Consider the following 21064-nt stretch of genomic DNA (forward strand, 5'->3'; position numbering starts at 1 on the left):
CGTTTTTGTCGGCCGGTCAGACGCCCGCGGCGGCCTCGAGCGCGGCGCGGACGAGCAATGTGATCTGTCCCGGCGAGGCGAGATCGAGCGGCCCCATCATGGCCTCTGCGTCGAGCAGCAGGAGCTCCAGGGCCTCGCAGTGCGCCGCCAGCGCGTCCTCACCGCCGTCGCCGAGCCGGACGACCGCGGCCGCGCCGTGCAGGGCGAGCGGCCAGGCTGGCGCGAAGCTCTCCTCGATGGGGAGGCCGACCAGCGCGAGCTCGACGCCGTCGCCGAGCCGGATGACGCCGAGCGGCCTCGGGATCGCCGCCTGCGGCGGAGGCTCGGCGGGGACGATGGCGTCCCCGATGCGGCGGACCGCATGAGAGAGCGTCGCCATGCGGCGCGTGCTGGCGGCGATGACGAGGTGGGGCGGCGGCGCGAAGCCGGGCCGGGCCAGGCGGGTCACCAGGGACCGGAGGACGGGAAGGTGCTCCGACGGCGCGAACGGCGTCGTGAGGTCGGCGAGCGAGATGCGGCGGATCTTCCCGGAGGCCGTGAGCTCCATCAGGACCTCGAGGATCAGGAGATCCGGCCCGCTGATCTCGTCGAGCAGCTCGTCGAGGTTGTGCGGCATCTGGAGCAGCGCCGTCAGCTTCTCGGCCACGGCCGCGCGCTCCGCCGGCTCCCCGAGGGGCGCCGGCGGCGAGGTCGTCGGGGTGCGCAGCGCCTCGAGCCTGAACGCGGCCGGCTCCGCGGCGCGGAGCGTGGGCGGCGGCGGCATCGACCCGCCGCGGTTGCCCTTCACGTCGCTCGCCGGCATCGGCGCGGCGGTGAAGTCGGGCAGCGAGGTCATGGCGCTCGCCGGGGGCGCGGCGCTCCCTCGGTCCGCCGCGGCGCTGTCGCCGAAGGTCGCGTCGACGCTGAACGTCTCGTGGTCCGGGAGCGGGGACAGGTCGAGGTCGTCGCTCGCGGGCTCGGTCACCAGGAAGGCCTCACCGGCCGGCGCGAGCTCGGATCGCCGGCGCTGGACCTCGTCGACCTGGCGGAGCGCTTCCATCAGGAGACGCGAGGTCGGCGCCATGATGCGGCGCACGCTCGCCGGTTCGCCGGGTGAGAACGCGAAGTGCCCGTCCCGCTCGCCGAGCAGCCGGTAAAGCGCCTTCTCCCCCTCGAGGCGGCGGTAGACGGCGTCGATCACCTCCCCTGCCAGGAGCCGCAGCTCCCCTGCCCCGGTCGGCGTGGTGATGCCGAGGGTGCCGCTCCGGCGGTTCATCGCGAGCAGCTGGAGCAGGTCGACGAGCGGGACCTGCTGGAGGTCGCCGCGGATCTCCTGCGGCACCGTCGGCTTGGAGCCGCGCGGCGACGCCTCGGTGATCCGCGAGACGATGTGATCGACGTCGCCCCGCAGGACCTCGTCGAAGCCCAGCTCGCCCTCGGCGCCGTCGACGAGGAAGAGGATCGGGGTATCGGCGAGGTCGGGGACGGCGGCGAACGCGTCCGCGAGCGCGTTGTCCTCGTCGAGCACCCTGGCGGCGAGCACGACGTCGGGCCGGCGCTTGAACGCCTGCTCCACGGCTTCAAACGCGCCGTTCGCGTTGGTCACGGTGAGACCACGCGCCCTGAGCGCCGACGCGAGCGCGCCGAGCGCGTCCACGTCCGAATCAACCAGCAGCACCCTGCGAGACACTGGAACGGCGCCCTCCGAGTCAGCCGAAGACCCGCAGCCCGGCCGCGCGGCCGAGCCGCTCGGCGAGGAAGTCCGCGAGCAGCGGATCGGCGGCGTGGATACCCTTCACGAACCCCCCCTGATTGCGCCCTACCAGGGCATACGCGCCGTGCTCCGCGAGGACGCAGAGCGCCTCGATGTCGTCGCACCCTGGCGAGGAGCGGAGGTCGACGGTGTGCACCACCACGTCGTCGCGCGGCGAGGCCAGCTGCGCCTTGACCTGCGCTCCCAGGCTCAGCCCGTCGTGGTGCGCGACGAGCAGGAACACGGCGCCCCCGCGGAGCGCGTTCCTGACGACCGACGTCGCGAGCAGGATCGTATCGGACACCGGCAGATCGAGCGCGCGCGGCGCCGAGATGGCGGAAGCTCCGCCGGGCGCGGGGGGCTCCCGGACGAGGAGGCTGACGATCTCGCCGATGCTCCGCCGGTCCTGAGGGACGCGGTGGACGATCGAGGACTTGGTGGCGTCGGCGCGCCGCCGGGCGATGCGGAGCAGCTGCGCGAGGCTCTGGCCGTCATGGGGGAAGGTGGCGACCCCGACGAGCAGCCCCTTCGGCAGGTACCCGGCCCGCTTCTCGCTCTCGGCGACGTGCGAGAGCATCCGCCGATGGCAGGCGTGGGCCTCCAGGGCGGCCGTCTCGGGCATGAGCAGGTGGAACTCGTTCTCGTCGACGCGGGCCAGGATGTCGGTGTCGCGCACGGCGCGGAGCAGGTGCTCGACGACCTGACCCGGGTTGTGCGTGTTCGCCGGGGGCGCCGGCGTGGTCCTCCAGAAGGCGAGGTCGCCTGGGCGCTCCGGCGCGGCCGCCGCATCCGGCTCGATCACGATGGTCGCGATCGTGAACCGGCGGCCGTACCGCCTGGCCTTGTCGATCTCCCGGCCGGCGACGTCGACGTAGTAGGCGAACGAGTAGGCGCTCGACGCCGGATCCTTCATCGCAGCGCCGCCCGCCGAGCGTTCGCGCTCGCCGAGGAGGGCGAGCGCCGTCGTCGCCTGCGTGGCGAGCAGCTTGACGAGGCCGTCGAGGAGCGGGGCGCGCCGCGGGGTCGAGGCCGCGCTGTCCGGGCGCCTGACCGAAGGGAACGCGGAGCTGCGGCCGGGCTCCTTCTGGAGAACGAGATGCCCCGCGGCGAGCTTGCGGAGCGCCAGCGGGACGACGATGAGCTGCTCGCGCCGGGCGAAATCGAGGATGTCGGTCTCGGTCCCGTAGGCGGGCGCGCGGTCGAGCGGCCCCATCGCCGCGGCGCGGACCAGCTCGCTGGAGCGCTCTCCGGCGGCCAGGTAGACGGCGGCCGCCGCCGCGCCCGTCGCCTCGACGAACACCTCGGCGAGCTGCTGGGCCGCCGCGTTGCGGTCGCGCGCATCGGCGAGCTCGGCCACGCGGGCGATCCACCCGGCAGCGCGCGCGCTGCGCGCGGCTTCCTGCTCGAGCTGCATCCGGAGAGCCCGCTCGGCGAAGCGCAGGCGCACCGAGCCGACGGCGTTCAGCACCTCGTCCCCGCCGAGCGGCAGCAGGAAGAGCCCGGCGCCGCCGAGCGCGACCGCATGGGCGCCCGCCTCGAGCTCCGCCCTCGTCGCCAGCGCGAAGACGGTGGCCTCGGAGGCGAGGGCTTTCAGGTGGTGGACCATGGCGAGGCCGGCCCCGTCCCCGAGCCCGACATCGATGAAGGCGACGTCGGGCGCGGCGGTCTCGGCGAGGACGATCCCCTCGGCGAGATCGCCGGCGAGCATCAGCTCATCGGACGTGATGACCCGCGAGAACAGCGTGCGGGTCGCCTCGTCCGCGATGACGGCGAGCACCTTGAGCGAGAACTCGTGGGCCGGCGCCCGGCCAGGACCCCAGACCCCCTCGAGCGAGGCGGTCACGCGATCACCACCTCGCCCGAGAACGCCCGGCGCGCCGGGCCTTGCATGAGCAGCTCCAGGGATCCGGGGGCGACGGTGATGCGCAGCGAGCCGCCCGGCAGCGCCACGCGGAGAGGCGCCCCGTACGGCGCGCGGCCCTGCGCGCACGCGGCGGCCGCCACGGCGCAGGCGCCCGTGCCGCACGCCAGCGTGCGGCCCACCCCGCGCTCCCAGACGGTCACGTCGATGCGCGCAGCCTCGCCGTGGTCGGCCGGTCGAACGCGGCAGAACTCGACGTTGACGCCCTCGGCCGGCGTTGTCGCGACGATCGGCCCGAGCTCGTCGATCGCGTCCTCCGTGTAGGGATCGAACGTCACCGCGTGCGGGTTGCCGACGTCGACGCAGGCGAACCGGTGCTCCGCGCCGAGCGCTGTGACGACGAGCGTCTCGCCCATGCGGGCCTGGCCCATGCCGACGAGCACGTCGAAGCGATCGCCCGCCCGCGTGACCTCGCACCGCTTGTCGCCGGCGTCGGTCGCGATGGTGAGCGCCTTCTGGGGGGTCCCGCGGGAGACGAGGTAGGCCGCGACGCAGCGGATCCCGTTGCCGCACATCTCGGGGCGGCTCCCGTCGGCGTTCCAGACCTGCATGCGCGGCTGCTCGCGCTCGATCACGAGCACGCCGTCGGCGCCGATGCCGAACCGCCTGTCACAGAGGCGCCGCGCCGCCTCGGCGGTCATCGGGACCGCCTCGACCAGGATGAAGTCGTTGCCAAGACCTTCCCACTTCTCGAACCGGACGACGTTTTCCTTCATCGCTTCGCCCCGGCGAGCCGCTCTCGCGCCTCGGCTTCCTTGAGCCCACGGACGGCGACGACCTTGCTCCTGCCGCTCGCGCCGAGGGCGATCTGGACATCGCTCTGACGCACGTCGAGCGCGCGCGAGAGCAGCTTGACGAGCTCCGCGTTGGCGGCGCCCTCCACGGGCGGCGCGGTCAACGCCACGTCGAGCGCGCCCTCGCGCACCCCGACGATGGCCGAGCGCGACGACCTCGGGCGCACCTGGACCGAGATGCGGACGCCTTCGGCGCGCTCGGTGATCGCGAGGCGACTCCACTCGCCGACGGCGCCGCTCTCCTCGGGTTTGCTCATCTGGCCGGCGGCATCGTAGCGTATCTGGAGCTCACGCGTGGTTCCCGCGAGGCGCGGTGATGTCGCTCTTCGGACGGCGACGGCCATCGCGAATTTGCCGGTTGGCGGCCTGACCCGCTACTCTTTTCGCCCCGGCCGTGGGTCGGCTCGCGCAGTACGATCCGGCAGGTCGACTTGCATCCGCGGCGCTCGTTGTTCGCTGCCGATGTTCATTTCCGCGGTGGAGGCGTTGGACATGACTGATGAAGGAGAAGGGTCCGTGAACGCAACGCCCGGCCTCGCGAGGAGGTTGTGCGCGCTCGCGCTGCTCGCGACGTCGGGTGGCCTGCTCGGGTCTGCATGCGCCGACAATGAGAGCAGCCTGTTCATCCGCATGCGGATGGCGGAGACGGGGGACTGCACCGTGAGCTGCGGCCCCGGTGAACCGTTCTGGACCGAGGACGCGGTGGACTCGGCCTATGCGGGCAGCCACAGCGCGATGCTCCTGGTGGGCAACCAGATCGTGCAGCGCGGCGACCCCGACGTCCTCCGGACGGAGACGTCCCGCGTCCAGCTCTACGAGGCCGAGGTCCGTGTCGTCGACATCGAGGGCAACGACGTGACGCCGGGCTACGTCGTTCCGATCACCGGCACGGTCGACCCGGGTTCGTCCGGCGACCCGGGCTACAACTGCGCCGAGGTCCTCCTGATCGACGGCGCCACGATGGACACCTTGCGCGGGCAGGCCGCGCAGCTCCGGCGCGATATCCAGGTGTGGGCGACGGTGGTGCTGCGCGGCAGGACGCTGGGCGGCCAGGAGGTCGAGACCACGGAGTGGACCTACCCCGTCCGGGTCTGCTTCGGCTGCAGCCGGTGCGTCGACACGTCTCCGCTGGACTGCTGCTCCAGCTCCGCGAACGAGGAGTGCGAGGACGCCAAGGAGCTCGAGGGCACCTGCCCTGGCGCCCGGGGCCCTCAGGACTGTCGTGACCTCGGTCAGCCCTGCGCCGATCACATCGCCAGCTTCGGCCTGTAGAGCGCTCCCCGCAGGCCCCGGCCCGAGCCGCCGTCACCGCGCCGGTCGGGCGCGGTGCACGGGGGCTGCTTCGGGCGACGGCCCTTTCGCAGCCTCGAAGAGGTAGACGAACGGAAGGGCGAGCAGCGCGAGATCGAGCTGCGCCGCGAGGACGACCGCCGTCTCCTTCGAGCCGCCGAGCCCGAACCGCCCCTGGGCGAGCAGCCCTGTGCTCATCCCGTAGCGCGAGTGGAAGTTGTAGCTGCGTCCGCCCCAGAAGATGGTGGCGGCGATCCCTGGCTCCACGCCGCGGGCGTCGTCGCTCCACCGGCCGTAGGCGCCGGTGGAGAGGACCAGAGGGAACGAGTCGTGGATGGGCGCGAGCACGGAGACGCCCGCGCCGGTCTGGATCTCGTCGAACGCGTGGGTGAGCACCTCGGCGTAGGGACCGACGCCGAAGTCGTCGTTGGCAGCGCGGCCGAACAGGACATCCCCGCGCAGCCCGAGGTGGAAGACCGTGGAGTCCCACAGCTGGCGATCGAGGCCGACGCCGGCCAGGCCAACGGTGACGCCTGCGCTCGCCTGGGGCTCGGCGCGGGCTGTGCCGTGGAGGAGAACGGCTCCGAGGAGCGCGGCAACCAAGGCAGCTGGGCGGCCCGCGGTGGCCATGATGGAACGATGCTACAGGGCGCCGGCGGGGAGCGCGCCTGAATTCGGCTGCACGGCGCTTCCGCCCTGCGTGGGGCTCTCCGGAGCTCGTCTTCGCTGCATCGCGTGTGTCGCGTGCGTTGCGTCCGTCGCCGGTGAGTCCCTCCGTTCGCACCGCGCAGCCCGCCCTGCGCGCCCGCTAGCGTTCATGGTAGCGTCCGGGGGCCATGGCGCGACGCACAGTGCAGCTGCGGGTAGGAGGTCAGACCTACCGCGTGGTGACGTCTGCGAGCGACGAAGAGCTCCAGCGGCTCGCCGCGGTCGTCGATCAGAAGCTCGCTACCGTTGTGCCCGCCGGCCGCGCCGTGACCCCCCAGGCCATGTTGCTCGCCGCCATCGCGCTCGCGCACGATCTCGAGCAGGAGCGGACCCGGGCGTCGGTCATCGCGGGGCGCGCGCGGGACGCATTTGGCCGTATCCTGCAGCGGGTCGACGCGGTCCTCGGCGCCGGTCCCGAGTCGCCCTCGTCCAGCGGAGCGAACGACAGCACGCGCTGAGCTGGAGCGCCCGTACCTGGCGGGATCCCGCTGAGCGGCCCTGCCGCTGACTGGAGATGGCATGCCTGCACCCATGGATGAAGCTTTCCAGGCCCTCGACCCCACGCCTGGAGGCGTGAGCGCCCTTCGCCATCTCCAGGACGAGCTCTCCGAGATGGAGCGCGCGGGCTTGCTGCGCACACCCCCTGCTGCCCCGGCTTCCGACCGGCTGCTGGTCCTTTGCTCCAACGACTACCTCGGCTACGCCGGGCTCGCGTTGCCTTCCGAGGTCGGGACCGCGAGTGGTGCGGGGGCGTCCCGCCTGGTGAGCGGGACCCACGAGGCCCACCTGATGGCCGAGAGGGAGATCGCCGCCTGGCTGAGCGTGGAAGCGGCGCTGCTGTTCTCCTCGGGGTATGCGGCGAACGTCGGCACCGTCGCTGCGCTGGCCAGGCCGGGAGACGTCGTGGTGTCGGACGCGCTGAACCACGCGTCGCTCATCGACGGATGTCGTCTCTCGGGGGCGACGGTCGAGGTGGTGGGCCATGTCGACGTGGAGGCGGTCGAGAGCGCCCTCGTGCGGGCCAGGGGCGCGCGCCGCCGGTGGGTGGTGACCGAATCGCTCTTCAGCATGGATGGCGACACCCCCGACCTCCACCGCCTCCGTGAGCTCTGCGATCGTCACGATGCCGCGTTGATCGTGGACGAGGCGCACGCCCTCGGTGTCTTCGGACCGCGCGGGGCCGGCCTCTGCGCCGAGGCCGGGGTTCGCCCCGACGCGCTCATCGGCACGCTCGGCAAGTCGCTCGGGCTCCACGGCGCCTTCGTCGCTGGCTCGTCGACCTTGCGGACCTACCTGTGGAACCGCGCCAGGAGCTTCGTTTACTCGACCGGCATCAGCCCCGTGGTGGCGCTCGCTGCGGTGGAGCGGGTCCGCCGCGCCGCCGCGGACGACCCGGCTCGGGCGCGCCTGGCGAGGATCACCCGCCGGCTTCGCTCCGGTCTGCTGGCGCTGGGAGCCGAGCTGCTTCCTGGCTCCTCGGGCCCGATCCTCCCCTGGCTTCTGAAGTCGCCGGGGGCCGCGGTGGAGATGTCTCGGCGCCTCGCGAGCGAGGGCGTCCTCGTCCAGGCGATCCGGCCGCCGACGGTGCCTGCAGGTACGTCGCGGCTCCGCATCGTGGCGAACGCGTCGCTCTCCGAGTCGGACGTCGAGCGTGCCCTCGCAGGATTCCGGGAGGCAATGCGATGAGAGGAGATCCTGTTTCACGTGAAACAGGACGGATCCGGGTCGCCGTGGTCGGAACCGGGACCGGGGTGGGCAAGACGCACGTGTCGGTCGCGCTGGTCGCAGCGCTGGCAGCTCGCGGTGACAAGGTCTGCGGCCTGAAACCCATCGAATCGGGCATCGACGGCACCTCGACGACCGACGCCGAGCAGCTGGCGCTCGTCAGCTCGGTCCAGCCCGAGCCAGCACCCTACCGCTTCGCTGAACCGCTCTCCCCTCACCTGGCAGCGCGCCGTTGCGGACGCGCCATCTCGCTGGACGTCGCCACCGCGTGGGTCGACAGGCAGTCCGCTCCCCTCGCGATCGTGGAGAGCGCCGGCGCGCTCCTCTCCCCGCTCGGACCAGGACTGACGAACGCAGATCTCGTGCGCGCGCTCTCTCCCGGTGCCGTCGTCCTGGTCGGCCTCGACAGGCTGGGCATCCTTCACGAGATCGCTTGCTGCACGCTCGCCCTCCGCGTGCTCGCCCCTGGTCTTCCGCCGGCCTTGATCGTGCTGAACCCGCCGGCGATGCCCGACGCATCGACCGGCACGAACGCGGGGGAGCTCGCTGCGCTCGGCATTGCCTCCGGCGCCGTCGTGATGCCGCGCTCCGCCCCGACCGCGCCGGCATCGCTCGCCGCAGCCCAGCTCGCCCTGGTGCGCCTCGCACTTTCGTAGCGGGACGTCATCGCGTTCGAGGGATGGCCAGCCCCGAGACCGGGGTTGAACCCCAGAAAAGAACAGGAATTTCACAGGGAGGCGGGGAGGCGGGGAGCGAGAGACGGCGAGAGGGAGAAGTTCATTTTCTTCTTCCTCCCTGCCTCCTCGCCTCCCTGTGAAAATTCTCCGGGTTTCAACGTGATCGGTGCTCGAGGCCTGAGCTCCGGTCGAGGAGATCCGCTCGGCGGGCTCGCAGGCCTTCCGAAGTACCGGCCCGACCCGTCAGGAAGCGCCGGTGACGACGCGACCCCGCTCCAGCACCAGACGGGCGGCCGCTCGCTCCCGGAAGACCTCTGGCTCGTGGGACACCACGACCACCGCGGCGCCTCGCGCCACCTCCGCGTCCACCACCGCGAGCAGCCGCGCCACCCCCGCGCGGTCCAGGCCCGTGGTCGGCTCATCCAGCAGCACCAGCGAAGGCTGGTGCACCAGGGCCCTCGCGAGCGCGATTCGTTGCCGCTGGCCGCGCGAACACGTGCGGAGCGGCCTTAGCGCAAAGCTCCCGAGCTCGAAGCGCTCCTCCGCATGACGCCACGCCTCGTGCGCGTCGAGCCCGTGGAAGCCGGCCGCCAGCTCAACGTTCTGCCGACCGGAGAGGTCCGGGTACGCCAGCGATTCGTGGGACAGCCAGCCGATGGTGCCGCGCGCCGTCCCGACATCGTCGCCCAGCGGCTCGTAGTCCACCGCGCCCGACGTGGGACGGATCACGGTCCCGAGGATCCCGAGCAGCGTCGACTTGCCCGACCCGTTCGCCCCCTCGATGAGCGTCAATCGCCCTGCCTCGATCGTCGCGTTCACCCCACGCAATGCCGCCGTCGCCCCGTAGGTCTTCACGACGCCACGGGCCACCACGCGCTCGATCGTCCTCACAGCGCTCACCTCGCTCCTGCGCTCGCGTTCCCGTCAGCCCTTGTCGCCGCCTCGAGCGCGACCCTCGCCCTGAACGACCGCGGTGATGTCCTCCGGGAACGCCGGCGGATCAACGACAGTCGCCTCGGAATCGTCGGAGAGCTCCGCCTCCGCTTCGAGCGGGCTCAGCGAGGGAATCGTCGGTCGATCTTCCGACTCATCGTCTCGAGGCTGCCCGTCATCCGTCTCCGCGACCGGCTCGCTCGGTCCACACACAGCGCCGCCGCCGGCCTGTTCGTCGACGAACTTCTGAACGGCAGCGCGCTCCAGCCGGCGCTTCTGTGACACAGGCACCTGGTTCTTGAACCGCCGCAGCCCTTCCAGGAACTCCCGCGCGCTCTGGAATCGTTCATCCCGCGCCTTCGCCAGAGCGCGATCCACGAGGCGCGAGAGGCCGGGCGGAATCGTCGGATCGAGCTCCGTCATCGGCCGGTGCCACAGCGTGAGGATCTGGACGAGCAACGCGTTGTGATTGCGGGCCACGAACGGGCGCTGGCCCGTCAGCGCCTCGTACAGGATCACGCCCGCAGCCCATAGATCGAGCCGGCGGTCAAGCTCCACGTCCCCCCGTGCCTGCTCGGGCGCCATGTAAAACGGCGTGCCCATCACCATGCCGGTGCGGGTCGGATCCGTCATCGACCCATCCATGCCCGAGGCCTGGGAGATGCCGAAATCGAGCAGCTTGGCCACCGGCAACATGCCGGCGCGCTCCGAGAGGAAGATGTTCTCCGGCTTCAGATCACGGTGGACGACCCCGCGATCATGTGCCGTCACCAGCGCCGAGAGCACCTGAAGCATGATGTCGACGAGCTCGTTCGGCGGAACGACACCACAGCGCTCGATCCGCTGCGCCAGCGTCTCCCCGTGGAGACGTTCCATCACGAGGTAGGGACTGCCGTCAGGGAGCCACCCCATATCGTACACTTCACAGATGTTGGGATGACCGATCCGCCCAGCGACCCGCGCCTCGTGCTCCAGCCTCGAGATGGCCTCGCGCTTCTGGGTCTCCCGCGGATGCATCACCTTGACAGCGACCAGCCGCCCGATCTGGAGGTGCTCCGCCTCGTACACCGCGCCCATGCCGCCCTCCCCGATGATGGCGGTGACCGCGTACTTGTCGCCGATCACGTGGCCGAGCAGCGAGCGCCCGGAAGAGGTCGGGCTCACGCCGCGGCCCCCGGGCCACGCCGGCGTCCGCGAGCCCGCCGCGGCAGACGACGGAGCGCGTGACGCGAAGGCACGCGGCTCCGCGCCTGGCGCCAGCGCGCCACGTACCGATGAGCCCGGCGCCACACCCGCCGGCCACCGCAGCAACGGTGGCGCCACCCTCGAGGCAGGATGCGCCGGTGGCCGATGGATCGGCTGCAACGGAGCCACGCCAGCGCGAGCGCTCGCGCGGGAGGACGGCGGATCGCTCGGAGCCACGAGCAGCCCGGTCGCCGGACATACGACCACCGCGAGATCGTGGTGGCTACCGCAGTGGATGCACCGCACCGAACTCAAGTCCGTACAATTTGAAATACTCCATCCAGGTGCTGCTCGGAACTGCACAGCGCATCGGGGAAGAGCACGCAGGCGACGCTCGGTTCCACATCACCCCGCACGCCCCCTGGGGGATCCTTGGGGATAACCCCGCCGGCAACCCTGGGGGCAAAACGGGGGAGATCGGCCATCGGCCAGCTCTCCCCTGTCCACCTACCCCTGAGGACGGTCCATTTACCCCAGGGCGTCCGCTTCTAACTCATTGGATTCGTTGCGCATTCTGAGTTATCCCCGCCCTCCACAGCGCCTACGACGAAGACGATGTCTTTATCTATCTATTTCATGGAAAGAAGAGGCGTTGCGCAAGGTCACGCGAGCCCTCATTTCCAGCGCACCCCCGGGCGATAACCCTGCTAAAGGGAGCGGCTCCGGAGTCGGCTATGGACCTTGTGATCCCCAAGAAAGATCTGCTTCGCCTCGTCGCGCGCTGCCAAGGCGTGGCGGACAAGAAGAGCGCGATGCCCGCGCTCGCCAACGTCCTGCTCGCCGCCGAGGGCAACGCGGTCCGCGTCGCCGCGACCGACCTGTACCTCGGCGTCACCGGCCAGACCCACGCGGACATCAAGACCGGCGGCACCGTCGCCGTCCCGGCCAGGGACCTGCTGGAGCGCGTGAAGGCCATGCCCGATGGCCCGATCCAGATCACCACCACCGAGGGCGCGCACACGTCGCTCAAGGCCGTGGGATCGCCCCGGCGCTACACGCTCCCCGGCCTCCCCGGCTCGGAGTTTCCGCAGCTGCCCGCCCCGGCGGTGGACGCGCCCTCGCTGGAGCTCCCCGTCGAGCAGCTCGCGCTGCTGATCACCCGGACCCACTTCTCGATCTCCACCGACGAGACCCGCGCCCACGTGAACAGCGCCCTGTTCGAGTGGGCCGGCGATCGGGTCAGGATGGTGACGACCGACGGCCATCGCCTCTCCAAGATGGAGGCGACCGTGTCGGGCAGCTCCGCGACGGCCACCATGCTCATCCCGCTCAAGGCGATCACGGAGCTCCGCCGCCTCGCCGAGGAGGCGCGCGCCGAGAAGGAGACCCCGATGGTCGCCATCACCCAGAGCGGGCCGAACGCCTTCTTCAACATCGCCGGGATGCAGTTCTCGGTGAAGCTCGTCGACGCGCAGTTCCCGCCCTACCAGCAGGTCATCCCGTCCGTCACCGAGCGCTCGGTCCGCGCCCCCCGCGTCGCGTTCGCCGAGGCCCTGCGCGCCATCGCGCTCGCCGCCAACGACCGCACCGGCGGCGTCAAGCTGTCGATCGCGCCGGGGACGCTCCGGATCACCAGCGAGAGCCCCGACACCGGCGCCGGCTTCGACGAGGTGGCCGTCGACTACAGCGGCCCCGAGGTCACCATCGGCTTCAACGCGAAGTACTTCCTCGACGTGCTCGCCTCGATCGACGACGAGGAGGTCATCCTCGGCATCTCCGGCGAGCTCGACCCCGCCGTGATCCGGCCCGGCAGCGAGTCGAACCAGCAGAGCTACGTCGCCGTCATCATGCCGATGCGGATTTGAGCGCGCCCCCCGACGAGCGGGAGGGGCCCTCCCCGAGCCTCCTCCTCGAGCGGCTCCACATCCGCGAGTTCCGGAACCTCGGCCGCGTCGACGTCGAGCCCGCGCCGCGCATCAACGTGATCGCGGGCAACAACGGGCAGGGCAAGACGAGCCTGCTCGAGGCGATCTACTTCGCCGCGACCTCGAGGAGCTTCCGCACCCACCGGCTGGCCGAGCTGGTCCGCCACGGCGCCCCCATCGCGAGCGCGCGGGCGCGCTTCGTCGAGCGCCGGGGCGCGCTGCAGCCGCTCGCGCGCGAGCAGACGGCCGCCGTGGAGCACAAGCGGTGCGTCGTGCGCATCGACGGCAACCGGCCCCCGAGCCTGGCGAGCTTCGCGACGCGATCGCCGGTCGTCGCGTTCCACGCGGAGGAGCTCGCGCTGTCCACCGGGCCCGCGAGCGCGCGGCGCACGCTGCTCGATCGCCTGGCGCTCTTCATGGACCCGCAGAGCGCCGACCACCGGGCCCGCTACGCGCAGGCGCTCCGCGCGCGCCACGAGCTGCTCCACCGCGGCGGGGGCGCGCCGGCCCAGGCGAGCGCCGAGCTCGACGCGTTCGAGGCGCTCTGCGCCCTCCATGGCGCGGCGCTGACCCGCGCCCGCGAGGCCGCCGTCCAGGCGCTGGCGCCGGAGCTCACGCACGCCTTCGCCCGCATCGCCGCGCCCGACCTGACCCTGGCCGCTCGGTACGCGCCGGGCGGCGGCGGCGACGCCGAGCAGGCGCGCGAGGCGCTGCGGGAGCAGCGCCGCCGCGACGCGCACCGGCCGAGCGCGGGCTACGGCCCCCACCGAGACGACCTGCTGCTCGAGCTCGACGGCCACCCCGCCCGCGTCGTCGCCTCCCAGGGCCAGCACAGGGCCCTCACGCTCGCGCTCAAAGCAGCAGAGACCGCTGCCATCGCTTCCGTCCGGGGCGTAGAACCCATTCTTTTGCTCGACGATGTGTCGAGCGAGCTCGATCCCGACCGGACCGCGGCGCTGTTCATGTTCCTCGGAATGGCGCGCGGACAGGTATTCCTGACGACCACGCGGCGCGATCTCATCGTCACGCCGGGCGTACCTTCCTCGGAGCGGCGCGATTTCCACGTCGAAGGCGGCGCGGTCGGCTGACGTTCGTCGGGGGCGCGCCGGCTGCCGGACGCCGCGGCGCGCGGCGCATGGCGCGCGCGATGGACGAACGTCCGCCGACCGCGCCGCGACCGCCGTCAAACGCGTTGATCCCGGCCCCGGAGCGCGCGAGTTGGGATGCTTCGGACGCGCCCGCGACGGGCACCGAAAATACGGTGTTACGAGCCTTCCGGACCCGGCGAAACGCTTGCCCGAGCCCCTGATTTCGGCTACATTTCCGCAGTCTTTACGGGGCATCGACGAGCGGTCCGCGCGTGAACGCTCATGGCCCCGGAGTCGATCCGACGCCGCGGCCGCGGCGCCCGGATCTCACCAGACGAGCTGCCATCGAGCCGGCCCCTCCACTGCAAGAACTCCGGCAATCCGAGCGGCCTCCGCCGCTCTGCGCCCCCGGTGAGAGGCGGCGGGCGCGCCACCAGGACCGAGATGACGGAACCCACCCTGAGCCAGCCGACCGACCTCACCAAGGCGTCGTATGACGCCCACAGCATCACGGCGCTCGAAGGCCTTGAAGCGGTGCGAAAGCGACCCGGCATGTACATCGGCGATGTGCACGACGGATCGGGGCTCCACCACCTGGTCTGGGAGGCCGTCGACAACGCGGTCGACGAGCACCTCGCCGGCGCCTGCACGGAGATCAGGGTCACCGTCCACTTCGACGGCTCGGTGTCGATCGAGGACAACGGCCGCGGGATCCCTGTCGGAATGCACGCCAAGGGCGTGAGCGCGGCAGAGGTCGTCATGACCGTCCTCCACGCCGGCGGCAAGTTCGACAACTCCAGCTACAAGGTCTCTGCGGGCCTGCACGGCGTCGGCGTGAGCGCCGTGAACGCCGTCTCCGAGTGGCTGAAGCTCGAGATCAAGCGCGAAGGAAAGCTCTGGTTTCAGGAGTACGCCCGGGGCGTGCCGAAGGCGCCGCTCAAGGGGATCGGCGTGACGGACAAGACGGGGACGAAGCTCACCTTCAAGCCCGATCCGGTCGTCTTCAGCACGGTCGAGTTCAGCTTCGACATCCTCGCGAGCCGCCTGCGCGAGCTCGCGTTCCTGAACGCCGGGCTCATCATCCACCTCCACGACCAGCGCCCCGACGGGAGAGCGGAGATCTACGAGTACAAGGGGGGCATCTCCGAGTTCGTGTCGCTGCTTAACAAGACCAAGGAGCCGATTCACGACGACGTGATCAGCTTCGTGTCGCAGCACGAGGTCGGCGCCACGGGCGACGGCGCGAACGGCCGCGGCAGCGCGGCTCCGCCGGTCGGCGTGGAGGTCGCGCTGCAGTGGAATGGCTCCTATACGGAAGCCATCTTCTGTTACACGAACAACGTCCACAACAAGGACGGCGGCACCCACCTCACCGGGCTCCGCGCCGCGCTCACGAAGACGATCAACAACTACGGGAGCGCGCACAACCTCTTCAAGGAGCTGAAGCAGGGCCTTCAGGGCGAGGACGCGCGCGAGGGCCTGACGTGCGTGCTCAGCATCAAGCACCCGGACCCGTCGTTCGACTCGCAGACGAAATCCAAGCTCGTGTCGAGCGAGGTCAAGGGCATCGTCGAGGCCGCCGTCAGCGACAAGCTCGGGCAGTACTTCGAGGAGAACCCCCAGAGCGCGAAGAAGATCATCGAGAAGGCGGTCGTCGCCGCGAAGGCGCGCGAGGCGGCCCGCAAGGCGCGCGAGGTGATCCGCAAGGGCTCGCTCGACGTGACCTCGCTCTCGGGCAAGCTGGCCGACTGCCAGTCCAAGGACCCGGAGAAGAGCGAGATCTACATCGTCGAGGGCGAGAGCGCCGGCGGCAGCGCCAAGATGGGGCGCGACCGGCACTTCCAGGCGATCCTCCCGCTGAAGGGGAAGATCCTGAACGTCGAGCGCGCGCGGCTCGACCGCATGCTGAGCTCCGCCGAGGTCGGCACGCTGATCACCGCCCTCGGCTGCGGGATCAACGACGCCGGCGGCTTCGAGATCGACAAGCTCCGCTACCAGAAGATCATCCTGATGACGGACGCCGACGTCGACGGCTCCCACATCCGCACGCTGCTGCTGACCTTCTTCTTCCGGCAGATGCCGGAGATCATGGAGAAGGGGTACCTTTTCATCGCGCAGCCGCCGCTCTACCGCGTGCGCAAGGGCAAGCGGGACCTGTACCTGAAGGACCAGGGCGCCCTGGACGAGTTCCTCGTGGGCAACGCCGTGGACGGGCTCGAGATCGTCGCCAGCGGCGCCCAGACGGGCATCGCGGGCCAGCCGCTCTACCGGCTGGCGCAGCGGCTGAAGCGGTTCCGCGCCGTGCTCTCCAACATCGACAAGCGCTGTGACGCGCGGATCGTGGCGGCGCTGCTGCGGTCCAGCGGGCTCGGGCGCGACGATCTGCGCGAGACCAAGAAGGTCGCCGAGGCCGCCGACGAGCTCCGCGCCTACCTGAAGCAGCGCTATCCGGACCTGTTCCCGCTCACGCTGTCGACGCCCCGGGACACGGAGCACGGGACGAGCCGGATCGAGGTCGTGCCGCGCCCGGGCGCGAGCGCGCGAAAGAGCGTCATCGACTGGGATCTCGTGAACTCGCCGGAGTACCAGGAAGCCTGGTCGATCGAGCAGGATCTCCGGTCCATCGGCGCGCCCCCGTACCGGGCGCGCACCTCGAGCGGCGAGGAGACCATCGAGAACGGGGAGGCGCTCGTCGAGTACATCGAGGAGCGCGGCAAGAAGGGCATCTCGATCAGCCGTTACAAGGGCCTCGGCGAGATGAACGCCGACGAGCTCTGGGAGACGACGATGAACCCGGACGCCCGGACTCTCCTCCAGGTCCGCATCGACGATGCGGTGAAGACGGACGAGCTCTTCACGATCCTGATGGGGGATCAGGTCGAGCCGCGGCGCAACTTCATCGAGCAGAACGCGCTCAACGTGAAGAACCTCGATATCTGAGCCCGCGTCTCCCGCGTCGCCGGCGCGCGGCTCCTGCGCGCCCGGCGCGGCGTCTGCGCGCCCCGCGGCGCCCCGCGCGGCGGCCCCGGCTCCGCGCCCGGGCGTGCGGCGCGGCAAGCCGCTTGCCTGGCTGTCCCCTTGCTAGGCGGGGCACCCGCCTTAGCTTCGAGGGGCCATGAAAATCGACCGAATGACGACGAAGGCCCAAGAGGCCATACGAGACGCTGTCGATTTCGGCAGCCGTCGGGGAAACCCCGAGCTCTATCCCGAGCACCTTGTGCGGGCGATCGTCAGCCAGGACGGCGGCGTCGGCGCGCCTCTGGTGCAGAAGGCAGGCGCCGATCCGGCAGGCGTGCTGCGCCTCCTCGACGCGAAGATCGACACCTACCCTCGCGTCAGCGGCGGCGCCGAGCCGAACCTGTCGAGGCGCGCGCTCACGGTCCTGCAGAAGGCCGAAGACGAGGCGAAGGCGCTCAAGGACGAGTACATCTCGACAGAGCACGTCCTGCTCGCCGGCATCAAGGCCGACAAGGAGATCCAATCGATCTTCGAGCGAGCGGGGCTCTCGTACGACAAGCTCCTCTCGTCGCTCGCGGCCGTGCGCGGCAATCAGCGCGTGACGGACCGGGACCCGGAGGGGAAGTTCCAGGCGCTCGAGAAGTACACACGGGATCTCACGAAGCTCGCTCGACAGGGCAAGATCGATCCGGTGATCGGCCGAGACGAGGAGATCCGGCGCGTCATCCAGGTGCTCTCGCGGCGCACCAAGAACAATCCGGTGCTCATCGGCGAGCCCGGCGTCGGCAAGACGGCGATCGTCGAGGGCATCGCGCAGCGCATCGTCGCGGGCGACGTGCCGGAGTCGCTCAAGGACAAGACCATCGCGGCGCTCGATCTCGCCGCCATGGTCGCAGGCTCGAAGTTCCGCGGGGAGTTCGAGGACCGGCTGAAGGCCGTGCTCAAGGAGATCGAGGGCTCGAACGGCCGCATCATCCTGTTCATCGACGAGCTCCACACGCTGGTGGGCGCCGGCGCGGCCGAGGGCGCCATGGACGCGGCCAACATGCTGAAGCCGGCGCTCGCGCGCGGCGAGCTCCGGTGCATCGGCGCGACCACGCTCGACGAGTACCGCAAGCGGATCGAGAAGGACGCGGCGCTGGAGCGGCGGTTCCAGCAGGTGCTCGTCACGCAGCCGAGCGTCGAGGACACGATCGCCATCCTGCGAGGCCTCAAGGAGAAGTACGAGGTCCACCACGGGATCCGCATCCAGGACGCGGCGCTCGTCGGGGCCGCCGTCCTGTCGAACCGGTACATCACCGAGCGCTTCTTGCCCGACAAGGCGATCGATCTGGTCGACGAGGCGGCTTCGAAGATCCGTATGGAGATCGACAGCCTGCCCACGCCGATCGATCAGGTCGAGCGCGATCTGCTCAAGCTGCAGATGGAAGAACAGGCGCTCAAGCGCGAGAGCGACAAGGCGAGCAAGGTCCGCCTCGACGAGGTGCGGCGCGAGATCGCCGATCTCCAGGGGCAGCGCGACGCGATGCGGGCGCAGTGGATGCGCGAGAAGGAGCTCATCTCCGAGCTGCGCCGGCTCAAGCCGCAGATCGAGGAGCTCCGGCTCGAGGAGGAGCGGCTGAAGCGCGCGGGCGACCTCGGGCGCGCCGCGGAGATCCATTACGGCAAGATCCCGGAGATCGAGAAGAAGCTCGAGTCGATCCGCGCCACCCTCTCCCAGGTGCAGTCGAAGCAGAGCTACCTGAAGGAGGAGGTCACCGACGAGGACATCGCCGCGGTCGTCTCGAAATGGACCGGGATCCCCGTCTCCAAGATGCTCGAGAGCGAGATGCAGAAGCTGCTGCGCCTCGAGGAGGAGCTGCGCCGGCGCGTCGTCGGGCAGGAGGACGCGCTCCGCGCTGTGTCGAACGCCATCCGGCGCTCGAGGGCCGGGCTCGGCGACGAGCGCAGGCCGATCGGATCGTTTTTGTTCCTCGGGCCGACCGGCGTTGGCAAGACCGAGCTCGCGCGCGCGCTCGCCGAGATCCTCTTCGACGACGAGCGGGCCATGGTGCGGCTCGATATGAGCGAGTACGGGGAGCGCCACGCGGTGGCCCGGCTGATCGGCGCGCCGCCCGGCTACGTCGGCTACGAGGAGGGAGGCCAGCTCACGGAGCCGGTGCGCCGGAGGCCCTACAGCGTGGTGCTGTTCGACGAGATCGAGAAGGCCCACCCGGACATCTGGAACACGCTCCTCCAGGTGCTGGATGACGGACGCCTGACCGACGGCCAGGGGCACACGGTCGATTTCAAGAACACGATCATCATCCTGACATCGAACCTCGGGACGCCGGCGGCCGCGGCGATCGAGGAGCGAGCGAACCTGCCGGCGGACGAGAAGGCCGAGCTCGTGAGGAGGGCCGTCATCGAGGAGGTGCGGAAGCACTTCCGCCCGGAGTTCTTGAATCGCCTCGACGATCTCATCGTGTTCCGGCGGCTGGCGCGCGAGCAGATGGAGCAGATCGTCGATATCCAGCTCGATCTGCTGCGAAAGCGCCTGGATCGACGCGGGCTGCTCTTCACCATCTCGTCGGAGGCGAAGGGCTACCTCATCGAGCAGGGGTGGGATCCGCAGTACGGCGCGAGGCCGCTGAAGCGCGCCATCCAGCGGAGCATCGAGGACGAGCTCGCGAAGCGGATCCTCGCCGGCGAGTTCAAGCAGGGAGACACGGTGCGGATCGAGCGCGGGGCCGGCGGGCTCACCTTCACGCGCGCAGCGCCGAACTGACGCTCGCCAGCCAGCGTCAGCGCTCGGCCAGCGTCAGCGCTCAGGGAGAGCGCTCAGGGAGATTGCCGGCGATGCGGCGGAGGAGGTCCAGGACGGCGTAGGCGGCGCCGAGCTGGACCTCCTCGCGATCCCCCGAGAACACGCGGTCGCGCACGACGAGGCCGCCGGGGTGCGACACAGCCCAGTAACAGAGGCCCACCGGCTTGGTCGCCGTGCCGCCCGTCGGGCCGGCGATGCCCGTCACGGAGATGGCGACGTCGACCTCGCAGAGGCGGCGGACGCCCTGCGCCATCTCGGCGGCGACCTCGGCCGACACGGCGCCGTGGCCGCGCAGGGTGTCCTCCGCGACGCCTAGCAGCCGCGTCTTGGCGCTGTTCGCGTAGGTGACCGCGGCGCCAACCAGGTAGTCGCTCGCCGGATAACTGGTGAGCAGGTGGGAGATCAGGCCGCCCGTGCACGACTCCGACACGGCGAGCCTCCAGCCACGGGCGCGCACGGAGCGCCCCACCATCTCCGGGAAGGCGTCGCCCCCCTCCCCGTACACGGCGGTGCCGAGCCGCCCACGGACATCGGCCGTCGCCTTCAGGGCCAGGTCGTGCGCCATCGACTGCGTGGCGGCGCGGGCGTGGACCTTCACGTCGACCTCCGGGTAGTGAACGCGGTAGCCGAGCGTGATGCCGGGATAGGCCTCCTCCACGCCCTTCAGGAGCTCGCCCAGCGTGGACTCGGGAAGGCCGTAGGTGCGGAGGCGGACCTGAAAGGTGTTGTTCGGCGCGGCCGGCCGCACGCGCGGCAGCACCTGCTCGGCGAACATGCTCTTCATCTCCCGCGGCACACCCGGGAGGAAGAACACGGTGGACTCGCCCAGGTGGATGCCGAAGCCGGGCGCGCTGCCGGCGGAGTTCGGGAGGATCTCCGACCCGGCGGGGACCTCGGCCTGCTTCTCGTGGCCCGCGTTCATCGTCTTGCCCCGGCTCTCGACGCGCCGGCGAATGGCGAGCAGCGTGCTCTCGTCGCGCACGAGGTCGGTGCCCATCGCGCGCGCCGCGGCCCGCGCGGTGAGGTCGTCGGTCGTGGGGCCGAGGCCGCCGGTGGCGATCACCAGCCGGTGCGCGCTCGCGAGCCGGCGGACCGCGGCGACGATGCGATCGACGTCATCGTCGACGGTGCTGGACTCGCTGACCGTGAAGCCCGCTGCGGTGAGCTCGGCAGCGAGCCAGGCCTCGTTGGTGTTGATGATCTCGCCGCGGGTGAGCTCGGTCCCGATCGAGAGAAGCGCGACAGCCATTGGGACTTGGGACTCTAACTCCATCCGGCGCCGCCGGAGCGCGTTTCCGGATTGTTTTGCGGTCGGAAAGCGG

The 21064-nt window shown here is 70.8% G+C and carries 16 protein-coding genes; 8 read left to right on the top strand and 8 right to left on the bottom strand.

The features are described from left to right. Positions 1-16: 16 nt before the first annotated feature. The 4 genes from WMF44_RS43720 to WMF44_RS43735 are packed head-to-tail and all read right to left on the bottom strand — an operon-like array spanning position 17 to position 4704. Complete coding sequence (locus tag WMF44_RS43720) at positions 17-1657, bottom strand: DUF4388 domain-containing protein (RefSeq protein WP_437295968.1); 1641 nt, start codon at positions 1655-1657, stop codon at positions 17-19. A 31-nt stretch (positions 1658-1688) separates the two neighbouring features. Further along, positions 1689-3575 carry a diguanylate cyclase domain-containing protein gene (locus WMF44_RS43725; protein WP_437295969.1) on the bottom strand — a complete coding sequence of 629 codons (1887 nt, stop codon included), beginning with the start codon at positions 3573-3575 and terminating at the stop codon, positions 1689-1691. Beyond that, positions 3572-4369, bottom strand: coding sequence for a diaminopimelate epimerase (gene dapF, locus WMF44_RS43730; protein WP_437295970.1), 798 nt, complete (start codon positions 4367-4369; stop codon positions 3572-3574). Before dapF ends, WMF44_RS43725 begins: the two co-directional genes overlap by 4 nt. Then, entirely contained in the window at positions 4366-4704 is a 339-nt protein-coding gene (locus WMF44_RS43735) for a DUF167 domain-containing protein (protein ID WP_437295971.1), read from the bottom strand. Before WMF44_RS43735 ends, dapF begins: the two co-directional genes overlap by 4 nt. A 259-nt stretch (positions 4705-4963) precedes the next feature. On the opposite strand from WMF44_RS43735, the gene WMF44_RS43740 reads away from it, so the two are divergent. Continuing rightward, the gene (locus WMF44_RS43740) at positions 4964-5719 is read left to right on the top strand and encodes a hypothetical protein (RefSeq protein ID WP_437295972.1); all 756 of its coding nucleotides are present in this window, start codon (positions 4964-4966) and stop codon (positions 5717-5719) included. A 33-nt stretch (positions 5720-5752) separates the two neighbouring features. Here WMF44_RS43740 and WMF44_RS43745 read toward each other — a convergent pair whose 3' ends face one another. Continuing rightward, a complete protein-coding gene (locus WMF44_RS43745; protein WP_437295973.1) occupies positions 5753-6367 on the bottom strand; it encodes a hypothetical protein in 615 nt (204 codons plus the stop codon). 206 nt (positions 6368-6573) lie between these two features. On the opposite strand from WMF44_RS43745, the gene zapA reads away from it, so the two are divergent. The 3 genes from zapA to bioD all read left to right on the top strand — a co-directional run bounded on the left by zapA (position 6574) and on the right by bioD (position 8826). After that, positions 6574-6903, top strand: a complete 330-nt coding sequence (zapA, locus tag WMF44_RS43750; protein ID WP_012240768.1) for a cell division protein ZapA — start codon at positions 6574-6576, stop codon at positions 6901-6903. 73 nt (positions 6904-6976) lie between these two features. Further along, a complete protein-coding gene (locus WMF44_RS43755) occupies positions 6977-8131 on the top strand; it encodes an aminotransferase class I/II-fold pyridoxal phosphate-dependent enzyme (RefSeq protein ID WP_437295974.1) in 1155 nt (384 codons plus the stop codon). Between the two features lie 44 nt (positions 8132-8175). Then, complete coding sequence (gene bioD / locus WMF44_RS43760; protein ID WP_437295975.1) at positions 8176-8826, top strand: dethiobiotin synthase; 651 nt, start codon at positions 8176-8178, stop codon at positions 8824-8826. A 264-nt stretch (positions 8827-9090) separates the two neighbouring features. Here the strand turns inward: bioD and WMF44_RS43765 are convergent, their stop codons facing one another. Next, the gene (locus WMF44_RS43765; RefSeq protein ID WP_437295976.1) at positions 9091-9747 is read right to left on the bottom strand and encodes an ATP-binding cassette domain-containing protein; all 657 of its coding nucleotides are present in this window, start codon (positions 9745-9747) and stop codon (positions 9091-9093) included. Between the two features lie 24 nt (positions 9748-9771). Further along, positions 9772-10944 carry a serine/threonine-protein kinase gene (locus WMF44_RS43770; protein ID WP_437295977.1) on the bottom strand — a complete coding sequence of 391 codons (1173 nt, stop codon included), beginning with the start codon at positions 10942-10944 and terminating at the stop codon, positions 9772-9774. A gap of 755 nt (positions 10945-11699) precedes the next feature. On the opposite strand from WMF44_RS43770, the gene dnaN reads away from it, so the two are divergent. The 4 genes from dnaN to clpB all read left to right on the top strand — a co-directional run bounded on the left by dnaN (position 11700) and on the right by clpB (position 19703). Next, a complete protein-coding gene (gene dnaN, locus WMF44_RS43775) occupies positions 11700-12830 on the top strand; it encodes a DNA polymerase III subunit beta (protein WP_012240773.1) in 1131 nt (376 codons plus the stop codon). Beyond that, positions 12827-13978: a DNA replication/repair protein RecF gene (gene recF, locus WMF44_RS43780; protein ID WP_437295978.1), complete on the top strand. Its 1152-nt coding sequence runs from the start codon at positions 12827-12829 to the stop codon at positions 13976-13978. The genes dnaN and recF overlap by 4 nt, the downstream gene beginning before the upstream one ends. A gap of 444 nt (positions 13979-14422) precedes the next feature. Continuing rightward, the gene (gene gyrB / locus WMF44_RS43785) at positions 14423-16918 is read left to right on the top strand and encodes a DNA topoisomerase (ATP-hydrolyzing) subunit B (RefSeq protein ID WP_437295979.1); all 2496 of its coding nucleotides are present in this window, start codon (positions 14423-14425) and stop codon (positions 16916-16918) included. A gap of 175 nt (positions 16919-17093) precedes the next feature. Continuing rightward, positions 17094-19703, top strand: coding sequence for an ATP-dependent chaperone ClpB (gene clpB, locus WMF44_RS43790; RefSeq protein ID WP_437295980.1), 2610 nt, complete (start codon positions 17094-17096; stop codon positions 19701-19703). A 40-nt stretch (positions 19704-19743) separates the two neighbouring features. On the opposite strand, the gene WMF44_RS43795 is transcribed toward clpB, so the two are convergent. After that, a complete protein-coding gene (locus WMF44_RS43795; protein ID WP_437295981.1) occupies positions 19744-20991 on the bottom strand; it encodes a CinA family nicotinamide mononucleotide deamidase-related protein in 1248 nt (415 codons plus the stop codon). Between the last annotated feature and the right edge of the window lie 73 nt (positions 20992-21064).

Source organism: Sorangium sp. So ce426 (assembly GCF_051475585.1).
GTDB lineage: Bacteria > Myxococcota_A > Polyangia > Polyangiales > Polyangiaceae > Sorangium > Sorangium cellulosum_B.

What these genes read in the sequence shown, in the direction of transcription:
- dapF (WP_437295970.1), bottom strand. Translation starts at nt 4,369, where the DNA reads ATGAAGGAAAACGTCGTCCGGTTCGAGAAGTGGGAAGGTCTTGGCAAC.
- WMF44_RS43735 (WP_437295971.1), bottom strand. Translation starts at nt 4,704, where the DNA reads ATGAGCAAACCCGAGGAGAGCGGCGCCGTCGGCGAGTGGAGTCGCCTC.
- WMF44_RS43745 (WP_437295973.1), bottom strand. Translation starts at nt 6,367, where the DNA reads ATGGCCACCGCGGGCCGCCCAGCTGCCTTGGTTGCCGCGCTCCTCGGA.
- zapA (WP_012240768.1), top strand. Translation starts at nt 6,574, where the DNA reads ATGGCGCGACGCACAGTGCAGCTGCGGGTAGGAGGTCAGACCTACCGC.
- WMF44_RS43755 (WP_437295974.1), top strand. Translation starts at nt 6,977, where the DNA reads ATGGATGAAGCTTTCCAGGCCCTCGACCCCACGCCTGGAGGCGTGAGC.
- dnaN (WP_012240773.1), top strand. Translation starts at nt 11,700, where the DNA reads ATGGACCTTGTGATCCCCAAGAAAGATCTGCTTCGCCTCGTCGCGCGC.
- gyrB (WP_437295979.1), top strand. Translation starts at nt 14,423, where the DNA reads ATGACGGAACCCACCCTGAGCCAGCCGACCGACCTCACCAAGGCGTCG.
- clpB (WP_437295980.1), top strand. Translation starts at nt 17,094, where the DNA reads ATGAAAATCGACCGAATGACGACGAAGGCCCAAGAGGCCATACGAGAC.
- WMF44_RS43795 (WP_437295981.1), bottom strand. Translation starts at nt 20,991, where the DNA reads ATGGCTGTCGCGCTTCTCTCGATCGGGACCGAGCTCACCCGCGGCGAG.